The organism is Streptomyces sp. SID3212, assembly GCF_009865405.1.
GTDB lineage: Bacteria > Actinomycetota > Actinomycetes > Streptomycetales > Streptomycetaceae > Streptomyces.
Genome location: NZ_WWJY01000615.1, coordinates 1 through 18,970 on the forward strand (window position 1 = coordinate 1; position 18,970 = coordinate 18,970).

Here is an 18,970-nt window from a genome sequence, read left to right on the forward strand (position 1 = left end):
CCGGGGCGCAGCGCGTCCAGGCGCTCGCCGAAGCGGCGGCGGAACGGCGGCATGACGCGCTGGGCCGGTTGCTGCCCGCCGATCCGGCGAAATTCGCGCTGACGTGGCTGGCCGCGGCGGTCTACGCGTCGGCGGCGGCCGAGTTCCTGCTGCTCGCCGCCTGGGCACCACAGGAACCGGCGGCGAACTGATCTGCGCCGCCGATCGTCCTCAAGGAAGGGGAACGCACAGACGAACGACCGCACAGCACCGCACAACACAGCACGATCCAGTCAGGGAGACCCATGCCACTGCCGAAGCTGCCACGCCTCCCCCGGCGTCCGCGCCTGCCGCGCACCCGTCGCGGCCAACGCCTCGCCGTACAGGCCGTGATGGCGGGATGCGTGCTCGCGCTGGCACCGGTGACCTGGATGTACACGACCGCGGACAGCCATATCCGTACGGTCGCGGACGTCCCGGCCACGGACGTCGCCGTCGTGTTCGGCGCCGGGCTGCGGGAGGGCCGCCCGTCCCCGTACCTCGCGCACCGCCTCGACACGGCGGCCGAGTTGTACCGTACGGGCAAGGTACGGGTCGTACTGGTCACCGGCGACAACAGCCGGGTGGAGTACGACGAGCCGGACGCGATGCGCACGTACCTGACCGGGCACGGCGTGCCGGACGGGCGCATCGTCAGCGACTACGCGGGGTTCGACACCTGGGACTCCTGCGCCCGGGCCAAGAAGATCTTCGGGGTCGACCGCGCGGTGCTGGTCACGCAAGGGTTCCATGTCCGGCGGGCCGTCGCCCTCTGCCGTTCCGCCGGGGTCGACTCGTACGGAGTCGGGGTCGACGAACGGCACGACGTGACCTGGTACTACGGCGGCGCGCGCGAGGTGTTCGCGGCGGGCAAGGCGGCGCTGGACGCCGCGCTGCGGCCGGACCCCCACTTCCTCGGGCCCACCGAACCGGGAGTGGCCGAGGCACTGGGGTCGGCGTCGCCGAGGTGAGGTGAGGTGGTGAGTGAGGTGAGGTGAGGTGGAGTGGAGTGGGGTCAGGTGGGCTTGCGCCACACAGAGATGTGCTTGCCGGAGTCCTGGGTGAACGACGCCCCGTCCCAGTCCGCGACACGACGCTCCAGTTCGAGCCCGGCGATCCGTGCCATCAGGTCGAGCTCCGCCGGCCAGGCGTACCGGTGGCGGGAGTTGTCGCGGCGGTAGCGGCCGTCGTCACCGTCGCCGCCGTCGGAGCCCTCGCGGGAGAAGTGGTGCGAGACCAGGATCTGCTCGACCAGGTCGAAGGTGTCGAAGCCGAGATGCCGCTCGGAGACGTCGAACGGCACCGCGACCTGCCCGGGCGGCAGGAACCGCAGCGGCGGCACCCCCAGCTCGATGACAAACCGGCCGCCGGGCTCCAGATGACGCGCGGCGTTGCGGAAGCACTCGACCTGCTCGTCCTGCGTGAGCAGGTTCGAGATGGTGTTGTAGACGAGATAGACCAGGGTGAATCCGCCGGGGACGACGGTGGTGGCCATGTCCCCGATGGTCACCGGGAGCGTGTCCTCGTCGACCTTGCGCCGCAGCACCGCCGCCATGTGCTCGGACAGTTCGATGCCCACGACCGGGACACCGCGTTCCCGGAGCGGGACACCCACGCGGCCGGTCCCGATGGCGAATTCCAGTGCCCGGCCGTCCCCGGCCAGCTCCGCCAGGAAGGCGACGGTCGGTCCGAGAACGGCGGGCGAGGAGGTTTCGGTCTCCCCGGCGTCGTAGCGGTCGGCGGTCTCGCGGCTCCACAGTTCACTACTCGTCACGGGTGATCACTCTGCCGGGTGCCGAGGGGCGCTGTCGACACCATTATCGGCCGCGGGCTTCCGCCACCCGCGCTCACACCGGCCGGCGTGTTCTCACGGCCCGGGCGAGCCGTGAGTGACATGGGCGATCCAGTCGCCGCCCGCGATCGGACGGCCCGCCGCTCTCAGCTCGCGGGCCACGCGCGGCGCGGCGAAGTACACCCACGCCCGGACCGTGCCGCCGTCCGCGCGCCGCACGTCGCGGGGCACGCGCTCGTACAGGTTGCGGGGATCGCCGGGTGCCACGTACTCCTCCAACTTGTCGAGGAAGGAGAGAAGTTGACGGTACGAGCCCGGCTCCGCACCCGGCCCCGGCCCCGCGCCCGGCAGCGCCGAGACGATCTCGCCGACGACCGTCGCTCCCGGGGTCTCGATCGCGTACGGGTAGCCGGGGCCGTCGTACAGCGCCGCGTCCTCCAGCCGGGCCGGCTCCTCGCCGGTGGTACGGCCGCGGAGGAAGAGTTCGTAGTTGTCCTCCCCCGGCCGCAGGGTGCCGTACACGAAGAAGGGCAGCTCTTCGCCCCGGTGGTGGTCGGGCAGTGACACGGGGGCGGCTCCTTCGAGGCGGGCGAGGGGGACGGCAGGACGGTACAGCGGGGTCGGTCCCTCCGTACCGCCGTACCGACCAACCGACCAACGTCCAACCGTCCAGCCGACGTAGGGGCGGTTCTACCGCATCCATCGGCCCAGCCGGTCCCGCGTCAGGCGGATCCGCGCGTCATCTCCCGTACGGGCGGGCGGACTTGGCCTCCCGTAGGGCGAGGCCCCACCAGGCGAGCTGGTCGAGCATCGCGGTGGCGGCGGTCTCGGCCGCCGACGGGTCCTTGTGCCGGCCCTCGTCGTCGAAGTGGGCGCCCGCGTTGTGGAAGGAGACCGTGTCCCGGACGGTCACGGCGTGCATCTCCGCGAAGATCTGGCGCAGTTGCTCGACAGCCCGCAGACCACCCGAGATTCCTCCGTACGAGACGAACCCGACCGGCTTGGCCTGCCATTCGGCGTAGTGCCAGTCGATCAGGGACTTGAGGGCCGCCGGGAAGGAGTGGTTGTACTCGGGGGTGATGACGACGAAGGCGTCGGCCTCCGCCAACCGGGGGCTGACCTTGGCCAGTTGGCCCTGTACGGCGGGGCCGGGGCGGTAGGAGAGCGAGGTCGGCAGGTCGATGTCGGCGAGGTCGACCAGGTCGACGGAGAAGCCGGCGTGCCGGTCGGTCCGGCTCAGGAACCAGTCTCCGACGACCGGGCCGAAGCGGCCTTCGCGGGTGCTGCCGAGAATGACGGCGAGCTTGAGAGGGGCGGTCGGCGTCGATTCGGACGCGGCGGAAGCGGTCCGATCGGAAGCGGTCGGATCGGAAGCGGTGAGTTGCGCTGAGGGCTGTGCTGTGTCGAGGTCCATGGGACGAGCCTCACCCCTGAACCTTGGTTGAGGTCAAGCGGGCACCCGGTCGGCGGCCGGCCGGCGGCCCAGCCCCGTTCAAGAGCCACGCAGTTCCACGGCCCCGCGACCGAAAACGCGGCCGGATCACGACACGTGCAGCCAGATACGCAATGGGCCCAGCGCGTCGAAGCCGGTGGCGAGCGCGGGGGCGAGGTCGTCGTCCTGTTCGTAACCGACCAGGGGCAGGCCCGGGTGGTAGTCGGCGGCGGCCGTGACCGCCGAGGACCAGACGGCCGCCACTGCCCCGCTGTCGGCGGCGAAGAGGTTGGAGACGCCGACCACCCCCGCCCCCTCGTTCAGGACCACTCCCCCGGCCAGGTCGTCCCCGTCGCGGAAGGCCAGCACCAGCACGGTCGGATCGTCCAGCAGGACCGGCCGGAACACGTCCGGGGTGTCCTCACCGCCCGCCCAGGCCACCTGCCACTCACGCAGTCGGTCGGCCGTCAGGACCCGTTCGGCGGGCAGGCCGGGCCACTCGGGCACGGGCCGGTCGGCCGGACGGTGGATCCACCGCGCGTCCACGACCCCCGTAAAGCCGTCCGGGGCAAGGTCCAGCGCGGCGAAACTGTCCTTGACCGAACACCCCGCCGATCCCCGGTCGACGGACGGAAGGAAATCGGCGGGCGCCGCGTCGGGACGCAGCGTGACGGCGTCCGGGTAGTACGGCGGCGTCCTGCGCGGGCTCCACCACACCCGCTCGCCGAGGGTCGCGGCGATCCCGTGGGACCGGGCGACGGACGCGCACCAGTCGGCGTTGTTCCGGGCGGCGATGGCACTGAGCGAGGTCATGTCGGATGCGTTCATCGAGCACAGCGTGTCAGCCTCCGGAAGGCATCGCACGCGGGTAAGGCCACGTGGCGTCACCCGTTCGGCGCGGGCGGCCGGTCGGGACGGCGATTCGGCCACCGCTCCCGTATGACCTGCGACAACACCCTCCCGGCGTGGTCGACCGCGGTCCGTGTACGGCGAATCTGATCGGCCATCAGCAGGCGTACGCGCCGGGCTGCGCCTTACCTCGGAGAAGAAGACCGTCCCACGCCGCTCCGGAGGACCGCCATGCGCACCACCGCCCGCCTGCTCACCGGCACCGCGCTGGCGGCTGCCGCGACCGTACTGTCCGCGGGAGGAGCGAGTGCCGCTTTCGTGGGCGGTACGGCTCCGTCGGCGCTCGCCGCGCCCTGCGAGGCCACGGACACGCGGCTAGGGACGGCGGACACAGGCACGGACACGGACGACATAGATACGGCAGCCGCAGCCGCATCCGCAGACACAGACACAGACACAGCCGATCCGCTCGGCACCTACGGCGTCCCTATGAACTGCGAGAACGACGCTCCGGCCACCGGAGACACCCTCGCCGACCAAAGCGAGCCGGCCGACCTGGACCTCGGTGAGGATCTGGGCGAGCCCGACGAACCGACCGGCGCCGACCCGAACGCCCAGGATCGGGGCGGCCACGACCCCGGCCGCCACGAGCCCGACGGCCGGGAGCCGGCATGGGACCACGGGCGGGGCGACCACGAACGTGGCGATCACGGGCGCGACGACCCGGGCCGCGAGGGCCGGGAGGGCCACGAGCCCGACGGTCGGACGCCCCGGGGCCATGTGAACACCGGTGTCGGCGGCAGCGTCGCCCCCGACACCACCCAGATCGCGGTGGGCGCGGCCGTTCTGGCCGTGGCCGCCGTCGGCGGGGTCACGCTCCTGCGCCGCCGGGCGAGCGGCGCGCAGGGCAGCTGACAGGGCCGGTCTCCACCGCCCCGTACCCCGCCCTCGTCCCCGCCCCCGTCACGCTCATCGCTGACGGGGGTGGGGGCACCTTCATCCGGAACAGCTGTGGAAGCGAGCCGAAGGACCGGAGGACCCGCCCCATGAACGCGCAGGTCAAGGGCCAGGCCTGGCTGCTGGTGGTCGCTGTCTTCATCGGGGTCTGGCTCATCAGGACGGGCTCCGAGGAGACCACTCCGCCCACTCCCCCGCCCTCCGAAGCCTTCGCGGCGGGCCCAGGCCCGGGCTCGTCCCTACCCCCGCACCAGCGCCAAAAGTCACCGGGCCCCCAACCCGCCACAACAGCAACCCCCCTCCCGCCCTCCACCCCCGTACGGCTGCGCATCCCCGCCCTCCACGTCGACACACCGCTGACGGACCTGGCTCTCACGCCGGACGGCAGCCTGGAGGTCCCGCCGGCCGACAACGCGAACCTCGCGGGCTGGTACCGGGACGGACCGTCCCCCGGCACCAAGGGCACCGCGATCGTCGCGGGCCACGTCGACAACGCGCGCGGACCGGCCGTCTTCTACGCCCTGGGCTCGCTCAGGAAGGGCCACCGGATCGAGGTCACCCGGCAGGACGGCCGTACGGCGGAGTTCACGGTCGACGCCGTCGAGGTCTACACGAACGAGAACTTCCCGGACCGCAAGGTGTACGGAGCCGCCGACCGGGCCGAGCTACGGCTGATCACCTGCGGCGGCGGCTTCTCGAAGCGAACGGGCTACCAGGGCAACGTGGTGGCGTACGCGCACCTCACGAACACCCACTGACCTCACCAGCGCCCACCGGCCTCTCCAACCCCCACGAGCAACCCCCGTCCCCCCTCACCCCGTCCACTGATCGAACGCCAACTTCGCCACCAGCGAGAACACCACCACCAGCAGCACCCCCCGCACGAACTCGCTGCCCTTTCTGAGCACCATCCGGGCCCCGAACATCCCGCCCGCCAGGTTGAACACCGCCATCAGCCCGGCCAGCTGCCACATCACCGTGCCCTGGTACGCGAACATCGCGAGCGCCCCGGCATTGGTGCACACGTTCACGATCTTCGCGGTAGCCGACGCCGTCACCAGGTCCAGATGGAGGACGGCGGTCAGCGCCAGCACCAGGAACGTCCCCGTACCAGGCCCGAAGAGCCCGTCGTAGAAGCCGATCCCCCCGCCGACCAGCACGATCGCCGTGACAGTACGCCTCCGGGTGACCGGTCCCCCCGCCTCCGCGCGGCCGAAGGCGGGCCGCAGCATCACGAAGGCCGCCACCCCCAGCAGCACCACCATGATCACGGGCCGCAGCACGTCACTGCTGATCCCGGCCGCGAAGAACGCGCCGGTCATGGAGCCCACCAGCGCCGCGCCCCCGATCCGGACGGCGGTCCGCACATCGACCGGGGCCTTCCGGAGGTACGTCACCGCCGCGCCCGAGGTGCCCACGATCGCGACGGCCTTGTTGGTCCCGAGGATGTGCGCGGCCGGAACGTGCGGCAGCCCGAGCAGCATCGCGGGCAGAAGCAGCAGCCCGCCCCCACCCACCACGGCGTCGATCCACCCGGCCCCGGCGGCGGCGAGGCAGAGCAGAAGAAGCGTGGTCACGGATATGTCAGGCACGCCCGCGACCTTACGACGCAGGTGGAAGCGCGATACCTCCGGGTATCGGACCGCCGCGGAGCTTCACTGGTCGGCCGGAGAGCTTTCGTCCGGCGCCGCGATGTCCTCCAGGTGCTCGATCTCCTCGCAATACGGCTCCTGCGACGGCGCCAAGTCCGTTGTCCCGCCCGCCCCGCCCACCCCGCCGCTCCCGCCCGGATCACGATCCTCCTCCTCGCTCCCGCGTTCGGCGAACCGCGCGGCGCGAAGGAGCGGATCGACGACGTGGAACCCCCGCCACAGGAGCGCGGTTCGCCCGGGCACGCTGTAACTGCCCTCGATGCTGTCGCCGTTCTCCACCTCGAAGGCCGCCCCCACCGAGGCGCCGGCCACTTCAGGGACGCCCGGCACCACCTGGGTGCCCGCCTTGAACCGTACGGTGACGTTGGCCAGCCCACCCGCCGACACCAGCACCAGACTCGGACCGCTCGTCACCACTTCGGTGATCACGACCCACTCCTTCCGCCACTTCTTGAGGCGGTACAGCTCCAGTACCGCGTCCTCGACCGCGAGCAGGTCGTCCAGCCGGTGCAGACTCGCGTTGGTGGCCCGCATCACGAAGGTGCCCGCCCGTTCGAAGTGATACGTCGCGTCCCCGCGGGCGGACGCGACGACCGCGTCCACCGTCGCGGGAGAGAGGGCGGCGGTACGGCGGACGCCGTCGTTGGAGGCGTACTCGAAGTCGGCCAGCGGACCCGGTTCCGCGGCGTCGGCGGTCACTCCCAGGGCCGCGAGGGTCGTGAACCTGGTCCATCCCCCGGTGGTGAAGCGCCCGACGTCGCCGAGCTCCATGGGGGTGCCCGGCGTCCATACCGGCAGACGTCGGTGACGGCCCCGGACCTCGTTCCAGAAGGCGTCCGGGATGGTCTTCGTCTTGCTCGTCTTCTTCACCGTGTTCCGTTCATCGACATCGAAGGAGCCGGTCAGGCGGCTCCGACCGGGAGCGGGTGCACCCGGAGTGTGGAGTCGCCGTACAGCACGTACAGCAGTCCGAGGGGGTTGCGGCGGGCGTGCAGCAGGTCCCACTTCGCCGCGTGGAGGGCTTCCCCGGTGGTGTGCCCGGCGAGCAGCGTCTCGTAGAAGCGCCGGGAGAACGCTTCGGCGAGGCGGTCGGGGAGTCTCGCCACCGTGCCGATCACGCCGGGGTTCCGGTTGTAGTCGAACGGTTCGAGGAGCGAGCCCAGCGAGAACGGATCCTGGACAGCCGTCGAGCACGCGTTGAGGAACACCAGGGGCATACCCGCGCCGCCCGGCGCCCGGTCCCAGGCCGGGAAGAGGCCGCCGAGCACCTTCTCCACCGACACGTCCGAGGTCTCGCCGTTCTCCGAGGCGAGATGGAAGACCAGCGGGTCCTCCGCCCCGCTGTCGCGGGTGGCCACCGTGGTGTGACAGGACATGTGAAGCACCTGGTGGACGTGGCGCGCCCGCAGCCCGTCCGTGCCGAGGGTGGGGTCCGCCAACTGCTCCGCGAAGGACACCGTTCCCGGGTACGGGACCTCGTCCCCCGGATACGGGCCGTCCAGCCGGATGCCGTCCCGGCTGCGGAAGAAGCCCAACTCACCCCGAGCGCCCGGGTATTCAGCGTGCCAGAGGAAGCGCAGCGGCAGTCGGCCGCCGGACGTGCGCAGGCCCGGGGCCGCCGCCCCGGCGGGCTGTTCCATGCCGCGCTCCACTATCGCGCTCAGACCGGGGAACGCCCGTGCGGCGCTCCACAGTTGGGTGGAGTCCTTGGCTCCGCCGTTCCAGTTCAGGTCGAACAAGGGGAGCATTTCCCACGGCAGCACCTGCGGGGCTCCCCTCTGGACGTGCACCACGGGCACCGCCGCGTCGGGGTCCCGCCAGGCCGGGCACCACTCGTCCATGCGCTCGCCCAGTTCGCCGTACACGTCACGGGCGTTGCGGAGCGACCGGGTCAGCAGGATGCGGCCTGCCTCGGCCAGTGCCCGGAGTGAGCGGTCGGCGTCGTCGAGGGGCAGCCGGCCTCCGCGCTGCCACATGTGCAACACGCGCGCGACCGTGTGTCCGAACCGCGCCCCGTGCTGGCGCAGCACGCTCTGCTCCACGATCTCCAGGACGAGGGGTTCCGTGTTGCCCGGTCCGGTCAGGACCAGTCTGTGGCCGTGCTCGTCACCCTGTGCGGCGATGGTGACGTTGGGCGCGGCGGCCTGTCGTGTCACGGCCGCGGTCCTCTCCCGCCGTCTTCGGGCTCCATCACGACAACGGTGACCGGCAGTGCCTGCACGGGCCGCCCGTACGCGTAGACCGCCACCCGTACGTCGTACGTCCCCGGCTCCGTGCCCGTGAGCACCGACGCGAGCCGGAACACGGCGGACTCGCCCGTACGGTCGTGGCGGATGCTGTGCCGGTCAGGGGTGACGGCCAGGAACGGCGCGTCCAGGATGATGTCGAGTTCCACCGCGCCCGCCGACCGGCCGGCGACGATCAGCATCTCGTCGGAGATGCCGTGCCGCTCGCCGAGCAGCGCCTCGTGGGCCTCCTGGTGATTCCGGCCGAGCCCGATGAGTACGACGACATTCGCCGGTTCCCCGGGTCGCAGTCGCCATTCCGGTTCGCCGTCGACCATGCCGACATCGGCCGCGTTTTCCAGGGTCACGGCCACTCCACCCCGGAATGCGACGGGTGTGGCAGGCTCCAGAGCGGTACGCAGGCTGCCGTCGCCGATCCGCAGGGAGACCTCGCCAGGGGCCGGGTGGGAGTAGTCAAGCGGAGGAGGAGGCACGGTGTCCGTGCCTTCCGGGGCGGGCTGGTTCCCTTCCTTGCGGAACAGCAGGGCCTGGGCGGCCAGCGCGCTCACCCCGGCCAAGGCGAACGCGCCCAGGCCGAGTCCCGGCAGGAACACGCCCAGCGCTCCGGCGGCGACAGTACCGCTTGCGACCAAGGTTCCGCCTAAACGGGCCGCGGAGGCCAACTGGTACAGGTGTTCCGCCTCTTGCTCGTCCTTGTCCGGTAGGGCGTCAGGGCGGACGGAGGCCGACTCGACGTCCGTGTCGTTGTCCGCGTCCTTGTCCGTGTCGTTGTCCGCGTCCTTGTCCTTGTTGCGTTCGCCACCGCGGCCGTCGTCCCGGATCACGAGCCCGGTGGTCGGGTGACGCGGGCGCGTCCGGCGCGGCCCTCCGGTCTCGGCCCCCAGACCCGAGGACTCGGCAGGCACCGTAAGAACCGGACCGCCCCTAATAATCCCGACATTGCCGATGACATTGCCACCGACAGCCACAGAGGGCCTCCCTCCGGCCTCCGGGAGTCCGCCGTACACCACCTCCGGCCGCTCCTCCACGGAGCGCGCCGGATGCCCCACCCGCACCGCCCCGTACGGGTGCCACTGCCGGGACAACGCACGGTTCGCCTCCTGCTCCTGGGCGAGATCGCCGGGAGCCGGCAGGTGCAACGCTTCGTACAGGTCGAACCGATGGAGGTCGAAAGCCACCCGTACCGTGGTGGCGTATCGGATGGCCGCGCGCACGGTGGCCAGCCTGGCCGCCGCCGCGACCGCCATCGGCGCGGCCCACGGCGTCACGTCGTACGGACTCCAGAGCAGACTCGCCGGCAGCACCACGAGCGCCGCCAGCAACGCGAACGCCCAGGCGGAGAGGGCCGCGTCCAGCGTGGCGCGCTGCCAGTCGGACGTGCTGCGCAGCCGCCGTCCGAGTACGGGATACAACCGCGGCCAGGTGAGCAGAACGTCCAGCGCGTAGACCTCGGTGATGTGCTGACGGGCCGCGGACAAGATATTGCCGACCGTGCTCGCCCGGACCAGGGCGTTGTCCGTCGGATAGCGGACGGCGAGCATCTCGGCGAGCCGGTCGACACGGATGGTCGCCTCCGCCTGATCGGCGGGGGTCCCGGTCTGCCACTCGCGACGGCGCAACCCGATGTCACGGACGATCCGCGCGCGCCGCCGCGCCCACTGGCGGCGCAACCAGTCGCGCCGCCTGCGCTGCCACGTACGCAGCAGCCCGGTCACCCTCCAGTACCACTTGCCGCCCTCCATGAACTGCGGTGCGGCCAGCAGCGCGGGAAGCACCGCGGCCACGGCGAGAACCTCGACCGCCAAGGTGCCCCACTGGTAGCCCGACATCCGATGCAACCGCTGCTGCGCGATCCGCGCGGACAGCAGAGCGCCGTCGGCCGAGCTGAGGTAGAACGCCGTCACATACCCGACGGCGACCAGGGAACAACCGACTATCAGCACACGGGACCGGGCCGGCCGGGGTGGAAGCATCCGCCTATGGTCCCTGATTTGCCCCATGACGGTGGCGAGTTGAACCAAAACGGGAGATGCGGGATGCGGCGGAGATCCGTCCCCTCGGCAGGCGCTCGCAAGTCGCGACGGCTAAGGCTCAACTCCCGTTCAGCGCAAGGTCATTCAGAGCACCTAGGATCCGTCGGCGTGCGACCCCGCGTCGCCGGCCGGCGTCGCGGGGCGGTCACGACACCCCCATGGAGCGACCAGTGGAACGTCGCAGTTTCCTGCGCGGAGCCGTCATCGGCACGTCGGCCGCCGCTCTCGGCGGCACCTTGTGGCGCGGCGCCGCCTTCGCCGCGCCCGCTCAGCCGGGCGCCGGGCCCTACGGGGCCCTCGGCGCGGCGGACGGCAACAACATCCGGCTGCCCGCCGGGTTCACCAGCCGGGTGATCGCGCGGTCCGGGCAGCAGGTGTCCGGTACGTCGTACACCTGGCACAACGCGCCCGACGGCGGGGCCTGCTACGCGGACGGCACCGGCTGGATCTATGTCTCGAACTCGGAGATCGATCCGTCGGGCGGCGCGGGCGCGGTCCGTTTCTCCTCGACCGGGGCGATCACCGGCGCGTACCGGATCCTCTCCGGGACGCACCAGAACTGCGCGGGCGGCAAGACCCCGTGGAACACCTGGCTCTCCTGCGAGGAGGTCGACCGGGGGTATGTGTACGAGACCGATCCGTGGGGTGTGAAGGCGGCGGTACGGCGGGACGCGATGGGCCGGTTCAAGCACGAGGCCGCCGCCGCCGACCCCGTACGCCGGACGATCTACCTCACCGAGGACACCACCGACGGGTGCTTCTACCGCTTCACGCCCACGACTTGGGGCGACCTGTCGGCGGGGCGGCTGGAGGTGCTCGTCGCGGGCACGGCCACCAGCGGGCCCGTCACGTGGAAGACGGTCCCCGATCCGAGCGGCGCCACCGCGACCCGTAACCAGGTGTCGGGCGCCAAGCGGTTCAACGGCGGCGAGGGCTGCTACTACGCGAACGACACCTGCTGGTTCACCACCAAGGGCGACAACCGCGTCTGGCAGTACAACGCGGCCGCCTCGACCATCGAACTCGCCTACGACGACTCGCTCGTGTCCGGTACGGCGCCGCTCACCGGCGTCGACAACGTCACCGGGTCGGCGTCCGGGGACCTGTTCGTGGCGGAGGACGGCGGGAATCTGGAGATCTGCGTGATCACCCCGAACGACGTCGTCGCGCCGTTCCTGCGGGTCGGCGGGCAGTCCGCCTCGGAGATCACCGGGCCCGCCTTCTCCCCCGACGGCAAGCGGCTGTACTTCTCCAGCCAGCGGGGTACGAGCGGGAGTTCGTCGGGCGGCATCACCTACGAGGTGACGGGCCCGTTCCGGGCGTAGCACCCGTCGGCGGAGGCGCCGCCCCGCAGGAGGGCGGCGCCCAGGGGGGTCAGCGTGTGCAGTACGGAGCTGCCGTGCCGCAGCGTGACGACCAGGCCGGCCTCCCGCAGGACGGAGGCGTGCTGGCTCGCCGAGGCGAGGGACACCGCGGTTCTGCGGGCCAGTTCGCTGGTGGTGCAGCCGTGTTCGATGGCTTCGAGGACGGCGGAGCGGGTGTGGCCGACGAGCCGGCCCAACGAGAGGCGCGCGTCCGGCCGTTCGTGGGGCACCGGTACGTCGGAATGCGTGACGGGATAGACGAGGACGGGCGGCAGCGCCGGGTCGTGGAGAACCACCGGGGTGCTGCGGCAGAAGAAGGACGGCTGGAGTCTTAACCCCCGTCCGTTTAAATGCAGTTCACGGTCGACCGGATAGTCCGCCTCCAGGACCGGGGCGCGCCAGCGCAGCATCGGCGGGAGGGTGGCGAGCAGTTCGTCCGCGCCCCCGTCGAGCAGGGCCCGGCCGCGCAGCGCGCGGTCGGCGTCGGCCCTGGCCCTGATGTGCGGCCAGTACGGCTCGATCGCGGCCCGGTGGTAGGCGCGCAGGACCTCCACGAGGCGGGCCAGCGGGGCCGGTTCGCCGTCGGCGAGGTCCGCGAGGCGCGGGGAGTCGGTATGCCGGGCGGGGTCCTTGCGCGCCGGGCGGGCCTTGCGCGCGCCCCGGTTCTCCGCGAGCAGCGCCAGTTCGGCGCGGATGCGCTCGGGGGCGGTGGCGCGCAGGGCCTCCAGGCCCGCGTCGAGGCCGTGCCGGCCCTCGGACGGGGTCAGGAAATCGGGGAAATAGCCGCGCTGGGGAACGAGCGCGGAGAGCAGCCGTGTTTCACCATTCAACCGGCTGCGGGTTTCCGTTCGCCATTCTCCGAAGACGAGCGGGCCGCGCCGATCCCGTATTCGGTGAAAGCTGAGAATCGTTTCCCACAGGGGGTCGGGTCCTCCGGCCATCCGGACCCCGCCGAGATCCTTCCCCGTGAAATGAATACGCAGCACTCAAATCCCACCCGTTCACCGCTGGTTGCATCCGCAATTATCCCCACCACCGAGTATGCACGCCATCACAGGCGGTCACCACGGAGTTTCAGCCACAGTTGAAACCTATCGCGGAGGTGCGGTCCCAAGCGAAAAGCTATACCCCGTCGGGCATGAAACCTGAACGAGCGTAAAGCGCAGTGAAGGCCGTGGGGGGCTTTCTGCGCTCGGCGGCGGTCGTTCGCGGTTGCGGCTCCATGTCCGGCCCGGGTAATGGAGCGCGGTCTGTGGGTGGGGATCCGCAGGCCGCGCTCCGCCCGCTGTTGATTTCCATGGTTCCTCAATAATTCTCGGCGCCCTGGGAGAAACATGACGCGGCCATGACGAGAGTATGGCGGTCGGACGTACGCGGTACGGGTGCGCACGACGAAGGGGCGGGCGTCTCCGCACGGGACGCCCGCCCCTTCTCTGTGCCCCGGAACCGCCCCCCGGGTCGGCGAGGGTGGGTGAACCGAAGGACGGTTCCGGTGTCCGCGGTGGATGAAGGGGGGCGCTACCGGGAGTCGCTCCCCGTCGACGCCGCCGCCGCGCGCCCCGCTTCCAGGCGGGCGACAGGGATCCGGAACGGCGAGCATGACACGTAGTCCAGGCCCACCTCGTGGAAGAAGTGCACCGACTCCGGGTCGCCGCCGTGCTCGCCGCAGACGCCCAGCTTGAGTCCGGGACGGGTGGCGCGGCCGGCCTCGCACGCGCTGCGGACGAGCGCGCCGACGCCGTCCCGGTCGATCGTCTCGAACGGGGAGACCCCGAAGATGCCCTTCTCCAGGTACGCGGTGAAGAAGCTGGCCTCGACGTCGTCACGGGAGAAGCCCCAGACGGTCTGGGTGAGGTCGTTCGTACCGAACGAGAAGAACTCCGCCGCCTCCGCGATCTGACCCGCCGTCAGCGCGGCGCGCGGCAGCTCGATCATCGTGCCGAGCGCCAGGCGCAGTTCGACCCCCGTGGCCCGCTCGACCTCGGCGATGACCAGCAGCGCCTCGTCCCGGACGATCTCCAGCTCCTGGACCGTCCCGACGAGCGGGATCATGATCTCGGCGCGCGGGTCGCCCTTGGCGAGCGTCCGGGCGGCCGTCGCCTCGGCGATGGCCCTCACCTGCATGGCGAACAGCCCGGGGATGACCAGCCCGAGCCGTACCCCGCGCAGACCGAGCATCGGGTTCTGCTCGTGGAGCTTGTGGACGGCCTGGAGCAGCCGCAGGTCGTTCTCGTTGTGGTCCTGACGGGCCTCGGCGAGCGCGACCCGTACCGACAACTCCGTGATGTCCGGCAGGAATTCGTGCAGCGGCGGGTCCAGCAGCCGTACGGTGACGGGCAGTCCGTCCATCGCCTCGAACAGCTCGACGAAGTCCTTCTTCTGGAGCGGCAGCAACGCCCCCAGCGCGGCGTCCCGTTCGTCGTCCGTGTCGGCCAGGATCAGCTTCTCGACCATGGTCCTGCGCTCGCCGAGGAACATGTGCTCCGTACGGCACAGGCCGATCCCCTGGGCGCCGAAGCGGCGGGCGCGCAGGGCGTCCTCGGCGTTGTCGGCGTTGGCGCGCACCCGCAGCCGGCGGCGCCGGTCCGCGTACGCCATCATCCGGTGGACGGCCTCGACCAGTTCGTCGGCCTCGTCGGCGCCCGCGTGCATCCGGCCCTCGAAGTACTCGACCACGGGCGAGGGGACCACGGGCACCTCGCCCCGATAGACCTTGCCGGTCGAGCCGTCGATGGAGACGACGTCCCCCTCCTCGATGAGGATCGAACCGGCCGTCATCCGGCGGCGCTTGGTGTCGACCTCCAGCTCCTCCGCCCCGCACACACACGTCTTGCCCATGCCCCGGGCCACCACCGCCGCGTGGGAGGTCTTGCCGCCCCGCGAGGTCAGGATGCCCTCGGCGGCGATCATGCCTTCCAGGTCGTCGGGGTTGGTCTCGCGGCGGATCAGGATGACCTTCTCGCCGGAGCGCGACCACTTGATCGCGGTGTACGAGTCGAAGACGGCCTTGCCGACGGCCGCGCCGGGCGAGGCGGCGATCCCGCGCCCGAGCAGCTCTCCGTGCGAGTCCTCGGCGAAGCGCGGGAACATCAGCTGCGCCAACTGGGCGCCGTTGACGCGCTGGAGGGCCTCGGCCTCGTCGATCAGTCCCTGGTCGACGAGTTGGGTGGCGATCCGGAAGGCGGCGCCGGCCGTGCGCTTGCCGACGCGGGTCTGGAGCATCCACAACTGCCCGCGCTCGATGGTGAATTCGATGTCGCACAGATCCCGGTAGTGCGTCTCCAGGGTCTCCATGATCGCCATCAGCCGGTCGTACGACTTCTTGTCGACGGTCTCCAGCTCGGCGAGGGGCACGGTGTTGCGGATGCCCGCGACGACGTCCTCGCCCTGCGCGTTCTGGAGGTAGTCGCCGTACACGCCCTGGTGTCCGCTGGCGGGGTCCCGGGTGAAGGCCACGCCCGTACCCGAGTCGGGGCCGAGGTTGCCGAAGACCATCGAGCAGATGGTGACGGCCGTGCCGAGGTCGCCGGGGATGCGTTCCTGGCGGCGGTAGAGCTTGGCGCGGTCGGTGTTCCAGGAGTCGAAGACCGAGCGGATCGCGAGGTCCAGCTGCTCGCGCGGCTCCTGCGGGAAGTCCCGTCCCGCCTCGCGCGAGACGATCTTCTTGAACCGCCCGACCAGCGTCTGGAGGTCCCCGGCCTCCAGATCCACGTCGGTGGCGGCCTTCTTGGCGTGTTTGACCTCTTCGAGCGCCTCCTCGAAGAGGTGCCCGTCCACACCGAGCACGGTGGCGCCGAACATCTGGATCAGGCGGCGGTACGAGTCCCACGCGAAGCGTTCGTCCCCGGACTGGATGGCGAGCCCCGCGACCGAGTCGTCGGAGAGCCCGACGTTCAGGACGGTGTCCATCATGCCGGGCATGGAGAACTTGGCGCCGGAGCGTACGGAGACGAGCAGCGGGTCGTCGGACTGGCCGAGCTTCTTCCCCATCCGCCGCTCCAGGGCGTCGAGATGGGCGCTGACCTCGTCGCGCAGGGCGGCCGGTTCCGTACCGCACCCGAGGTAGACGTTGCACGCCTCCGTGGTGATGGTGAAGCCCGGAGGGACGGGCAGCCCGAGGTTGGTCATCTCCGCGAGGTTGGCACCCTTGCCGCCGAGGAGGCCCTTCATGTCCTTGTTGCCCTCGGTGAAGTCGTAGACGTACTTCTCCGTGTGCTCGCCCTGCTCGGGGTGATCTTCGTTTTCCGACACGGGTCTCGACTCCTCGACGACGCGGTGGCTGCCCTGACGTGGAGGGAACATACCCAGATCGAAGGTGCGGGGGTACGTCCACCTGAGCGTCGTGCGGCTTTAACCACCCGTCCGCCAGCAGATCGAAAGCGATCTACGCGACGGGCCCCCGCCCGCGCCCCTTCACACTCCGAAGCGGGCATGACCTGCCCATGACCTGTTGCGCTCATGCGAGCGGGGCTCGGATCGTTTGAGTTCGGGAAGTGAACGCGGAAGGGGTGGCACGGCGTGCCACCCCTTCCGGAAGTACAGCCACCTGCGGCGATCTTGATTTCGCTCTTCTGAGCGAGTGCCGCATCAAACGTGGCAAGAATCACTCGGTCCGAAGGCCGTGAGGACCCCCGTCGGGGGCGTTTCCGGCCGCGCAGCCGCGCAGCACCCCCAGATCGACGTCCTCCAGGCTCCGCGCGAAGTACCGCCGGTCCGCCGGGGGCACCGGCAGCATCGACGGCACCACCAGGACCGCGCACCCGGCCGCCTGCGCCGAGGCGCTGCCGTCGGGCGAGTCCTCCACCGCCACACACGCCCCGGTCGGCACGCCGAGGCGGTCGGCCGCCTCCTGGTACGGGTCGGGGTGCGGCTTGGTCCGTACGGTGTCGTCGGCCGACAGCGTGAAGGCGAAGCGCACGTCGGCGAGTGCCCCGGCGACCACCGAGTCCACGACGGCCCGCGGTGACGCGCTCACCAGGGCGAACGGCACACCGGCGCGCTCCAGCTCGGCCAGCAGCCGCTGGGCGCCGGGGCGCAGCGGGGCGCCCCTCTCGACGCGCCGGAAGAAGGATCCGGCCAGCTCCTCCGCGACGCGCCCGGCGTGGCCGGTGCCCGCCACCCGTACGAGATGGGCGGCGGTGTCCTGGACGGCCCGCCCCACGACCTCGGGCGCGTCGGCGTCACCGAGCCGGTGGCCGAGCCCTGCGGCGACCTCGGCGGCCGTCTCCCACCAGAGCACCTCGGTGTCGACGAGGGTGCCGTCCATGTCGAAGAGGACGGCGGCCGGAGAGGAGTCGGGCGAGGAGGCGGATGAGGAGACGCGCGACGGGGCGGGCGACGAGGCGGACGAAGAGGCGGACGGAACGCCGGCCGGGGGAAGGGCCCCTGGTGGTGGGCCCGGCGTGCTCACGCCGCCTTCCCGGCGTCCGGGGTGCCCGCAGGGACGCTTGAGGCCGCCGAAGAAGCCACGACCAGCACCGGCCGGTCGGCCGGGCGGACGGACGCCCGTACCCCGGGCACCAGCTCGCCCGCGTCACGCGATGCCACGTCGGCCTTGACCGAGCCGCCGCCGGGCAGGTCGAGCAGGACCCGGGTCACCGAGCCGAAGAAGGACGCGGAGACGACCGTGGCGGTGCCGTCCGGGTCCACCGTCGCCGTGACGTTCTCGGGGCGCAGCAGGACCTCCACCTCGCGCCCGGCCGGAATCTCGCCGTCCACGGGCAGGACGCTGCCCGCGACCTCGACCCGGCCCCCGTCGGTGAGCCGTCCGGGCAGCCGGTTCATCGTGCCGACGAACTCCGCGACGAACGCCGTCGCGGGCCGCTCGTACAGCTCGGAGGGTGCCGCGCACTGCTCCAGCTTCCCCGCGTTGAGCACGGCCACCCGGTCGGCCATGGACAGCGCCTCCTCCTGGTCGTGCGTGACGAAGATGGTGGTGATGCCCAGCGACAGCTGGAGCCGGCGGATCTCCTCGCGCAGCGAGAGCCGGACCTTCGCGTCGAGCGCCGACAGCGGCTCGTCCAGCAGCAGGACCCGCGGGCGCAGGGCCAGCGCGCGGGCGAGCGCCACGCGCTGCTGCTGGCCGCCGGACATCTGGTGCGGGAAGCGGCCGGCGTGGGTGGGGAGTCCGACCAGTTCGAGGAGTTCGTCCGCGCGCTTGTGGCGCTCGGCCGTCGACACCTTCCGTACGCGCAGGCCGAAGGCCACGTTGTCGCGGGCGTTGAGGTGCGGGAAGAGGCTGTACGACTGGAACACCATGCCCGCGTCACGGCGGTTGGCCGGCACCCCGGTGATGTCCTTGCCGTCCACGAGCACCTCGCCCGCGTCCGGGTGCTCGAAGCCGGCGAGGACACGCAGGGCGGTGGTCTTGCCGCAGCCCGACGGGCCCAGCAGGGCGAGGAGTTCGCCCGGCCTGGCCGTCAGGTCGAGCCCGTCGAGGGCGACGGTGGGACCGAACTCCCGGCGCAGGCCCCGGAATTCGACCAGGGCGCCGGGAGCGGCCGGATCCTCGGGCCGCTCGGCGGTCGCGGTGGACGTGGAAGACATGACTACTCCTTGGCGGCGGACGAGGCGGACAGGGCGGTGGGCGAGCTGCCGGCCCCGGGCGCGGAGCCGCCGGCGGGCGCG

At 71.4% G+C, this 18,970-nt stretch carries 15 protein-coding genes and 2 pseudogenes; 5 read left to right on the plus strand and 12 right to left on the minus strand.

Translation table 11 applies throughout. The features are described 5' to 3' along the window. Together GT042_RS38235 and GT042_RS18275 are read left to right on the plus strand one after the other, a co-directional pair. Positions 1–191, plus strand: a pseudogene (locus tag GT042_RS38235) (hypothetical protein); the annotation flags it as partial. A 93-nt stretch (positions 192–284) separates the two neighbouring features. Beyond that, a complete protein-coding gene (locus GT042_RS18275) occupies positions 285–989 on the plus strand; it encodes an ElyC/SanA/YdcF family protein (RefSeq protein ID WP_161309785.1) in 705 nt (234 codons plus the stop codon). 44 nt (positions 990–1,033) lie between these two features. On the opposite strand, the gene GT042_RS18280 is transcribed toward GT042_RS18275, so the two are convergent. From GT042_RS18280 to GT042_RS18295, 4 genes are all read right to left on the minus strand, one after another. Next, positions 1,034–1,792: a class I SAM-dependent methyltransferase gene (locus GT042_RS18280; protein ID WP_161309786.1), complete on the minus strand. Its 759-nt coding sequence runs from the start codon at positions 1,790–1,792 to the stop codon at positions 1,034–1,036. 93 nt (positions 1,793–1,885) lie between these two features. Further along, a complete protein-coding gene (locus GT042_RS18285; protein ID WP_345943820.1) occupies positions 1,886–2,377 on the minus strand; it encodes a gamma-glutamylcyclotransferase family protein in 492 nt (163 codons plus the stop codon). Positions 2,378–2,549: 172 nt separating this feature from the next. Then, complete coding sequence (locus GT042_RS18290) at positions 2,550–3,224, minus strand: NAD(P)H-dependent oxidoreductase (RefSeq protein WP_161309787.1); 675 nt, start codon at positions 3,222–3,224, stop codon at positions 2,550–2,552. A 126-nt stretch (positions 3,225–3,350) separates the two neighbouring features. Next, the gene (locus GT042_RS18295) at positions 3,351–4,070 is read right to left on the minus strand and encodes a hypothetical protein (protein ID WP_237530908.1); all 720 of its coding nucleotides are present in this window, start codon (positions 4,068–4,070) and stop codon (positions 3,351–3,353) included. A gap of 252 nt (positions 4,071–4,322) precedes the next feature. Between GT042_RS18295 and GT042_RS38240 the strand changes: the two genes are divergently transcribed. Continuing rightward, entirely contained in the window at positions 4,323–5,006 is a 684-nt protein-coding gene (locus tag GT042_RS38240; RefSeq protein WP_202533073.1) for a hypothetical protein, read from the plus strand. 131 nt (positions 5,007–5,137) lie between these two features. Further along, positions 5,138–5,806: a class F sortase gene (locus GT042_RS18300; protein WP_161309788.1), complete on the plus strand. Its 669-nt coding sequence runs from the start codon at positions 5,138–5,140 to the stop codon at positions 5,804–5,806. A gap of 54 nt (positions 5,807–5,860) precedes the next feature. On the opposite strand, the gene GT042_RS18305 is transcribed toward GT042_RS18300, so the two are convergent. From GT042_RS18305 to GT042_RS18320, 4 genes are all read right to left on the minus strand, one after another. After that, positions 5,861–6,640 (minus strand): TSUP family transporter, encoded by a 780-nt coding sequence (locus GT042_RS18305; protein ID WP_161309789.1) that lies wholly within the window; start codon positions 6,638–6,640, stop codon positions 5,861–5,863. A 63-nt stretch (positions 6,641–6,703) separates the two neighbouring features. Continuing rightward, positions 6,704–7,570, minus strand: a complete 867-nt coding sequence (locus tag GT042_RS18310; protein WP_161309790.1) for a hypothetical protein — start codon at positions 7,568–7,570, stop codon at positions 6,704–6,706. Positions 7,571–7,602: 32 nt separating this feature from the next. Further along, positions 7,603–8,856: a CHAT domain-containing protein gene (locus GT042_RS40115; protein WP_161309791.1), complete on the minus strand. Its 1,254-nt coding sequence runs from the start codon at positions 8,854–8,856 to the stop codon at positions 7,603–7,605. Continuing rightward, on the minus strand, positions 8,853–10,919 hold the full coding sequence (locus GT042_RS18320; protein WP_161309792.1) for a hypothetical protein: 2,067 nt from the start codon (positions 10,917–10,919) through the stop codon (positions 8,853–8,855). The genes GT042_RS40115 and GT042_RS18320 overlap by 4 nt, the downstream gene beginning before the upstream one ends. 230 nt (positions 10,920–11,149) lie before the next feature. Here GT042_RS18320 and GT042_RS18325 point away from each other — a divergent pair, with 230 nt between their 5' ends. Further along, the gene (locus GT042_RS18325) at positions 11,150–12,304 is read left to right on the plus strand and encodes an alkaline phosphatase PhoX (protein ID WP_161309793.1); all 1,155 of its coding nucleotides are present in this window, start codon (positions 11,150–11,152) and stop codon (positions 12,302–12,304) included. Here the strand turns inward: GT042_RS18325 and GT042_RS18330 are convergent. The 4 genes and pseudogenes from GT042_RS18330 to GT042_RS18345 all read right to left on the minus strand — a co-directional run bounded on the left by GT042_RS18330 (position 12,274) and on the right by GT042_RS18345 (position 18,889). Next, complete coding sequence (locus GT042_RS18330) at positions 12,274–13,329, minus strand: helix-turn-helix domain-containing protein (protein ID WP_345943821.1); 1,056 nt, start codon at positions 13,327–13,329, stop codon at positions 12,274–12,276. The two genes, GT042_RS18325 and GT042_RS18330, sit on opposite strands and share 31 nt — an antisense overlap. Positions 13,330–13,861: 532 nt before the next feature. Further along, positions 13,862–16,513 (minus strand): pyruvate, phosphate dikinase, encoded by a 2,652-nt coding sequence (gene ppdK / locus GT042_RS18335; protein ID WP_237530912.1) that lies wholly within the window; start codon positions 16,511–16,513, stop codon positions 13,862–13,864. A gap of 433 nt (positions 16,514–16,946) precedes the next feature. Beyond that, positions 16,947–17,636, minus strand: a pseudogene (locus GT042_RS18340) (HAD family phosphatase); the annotation flags it as partial. Between the two features lie 113 nt (positions 17,637–17,749). Then, positions 17,750–18,889: an ABC transporter ATP-binding protein gene (locus tag GT042_RS18345; RefSeq protein WP_161309796.1), complete on the minus strand. Its 1,140-nt coding sequence runs from the start codon at positions 18,887–18,889 to the stop codon at positions 17,750–17,752. Between the last annotated feature and the right edge of the window lie 81 nt (positions 18,890–18,970).

Excerpts from the sequence above, each read along its gene's own strand:
- GT042_RS18275 (WP_161309785.1), top strand. The coding sequence starts at position 285 with ATGCCACTGCCGAAGCTGCCACGCCTCCCCCGGCGTCCGCGCCTGCCG.
- GT042_RS18290 (WP_161309787.1), bottom strand. The coding sequence starts at position 3,224 with ATGGACCTCGACACAGCACAGCCCTCAGCGCAACTCACCGCTTCCGAT.
- GT042_RS18295 (WP_237530908.1), bottom strand. The coding sequence starts at position 4,070 with ATGAACGCATCCGACATGACCTCGCTCAGTGCCATCGCCGCCCGGAAC.
- GT042_RS38240 (WP_202533073.1), top strand. The coding sequence starts at position 4,323 with ATGCGCACCACCGCCCGCCTGCTCACCGGCACCGCGCTGGCGGCTGCC.
- GT042_RS18300 (WP_161309788.1), top strand. The coding sequence starts at position 5,138 with ATGAACGCGCAGGTCAAGGGCCAGGCCTGGCTGCTGGTGGTCGCTGTC.
- GT042_RS18320 (WP_161309792.1), bottom strand. The coding sequence starts at position 10,919 with ATGCTTCCACCCCGGCCGGCCCGGTCCCGTGTGCTGATAGTCGGTTGT.
- ppdK (WP_237530912.1), bottom strand. The coding sequence starts at position 16,513 with ATGAAGGGCCTCCTCGGCGGCAAGGGTGCCAACCTCGCGGAGATGACC.
- GT042_RS18345 (WP_161309796.1), bottom strand. The coding sequence starts at position 18,889 with ATGTCTTCCACGTCCACCGCGACCGCCGAGCGGCCCGAGGATCCGGCC.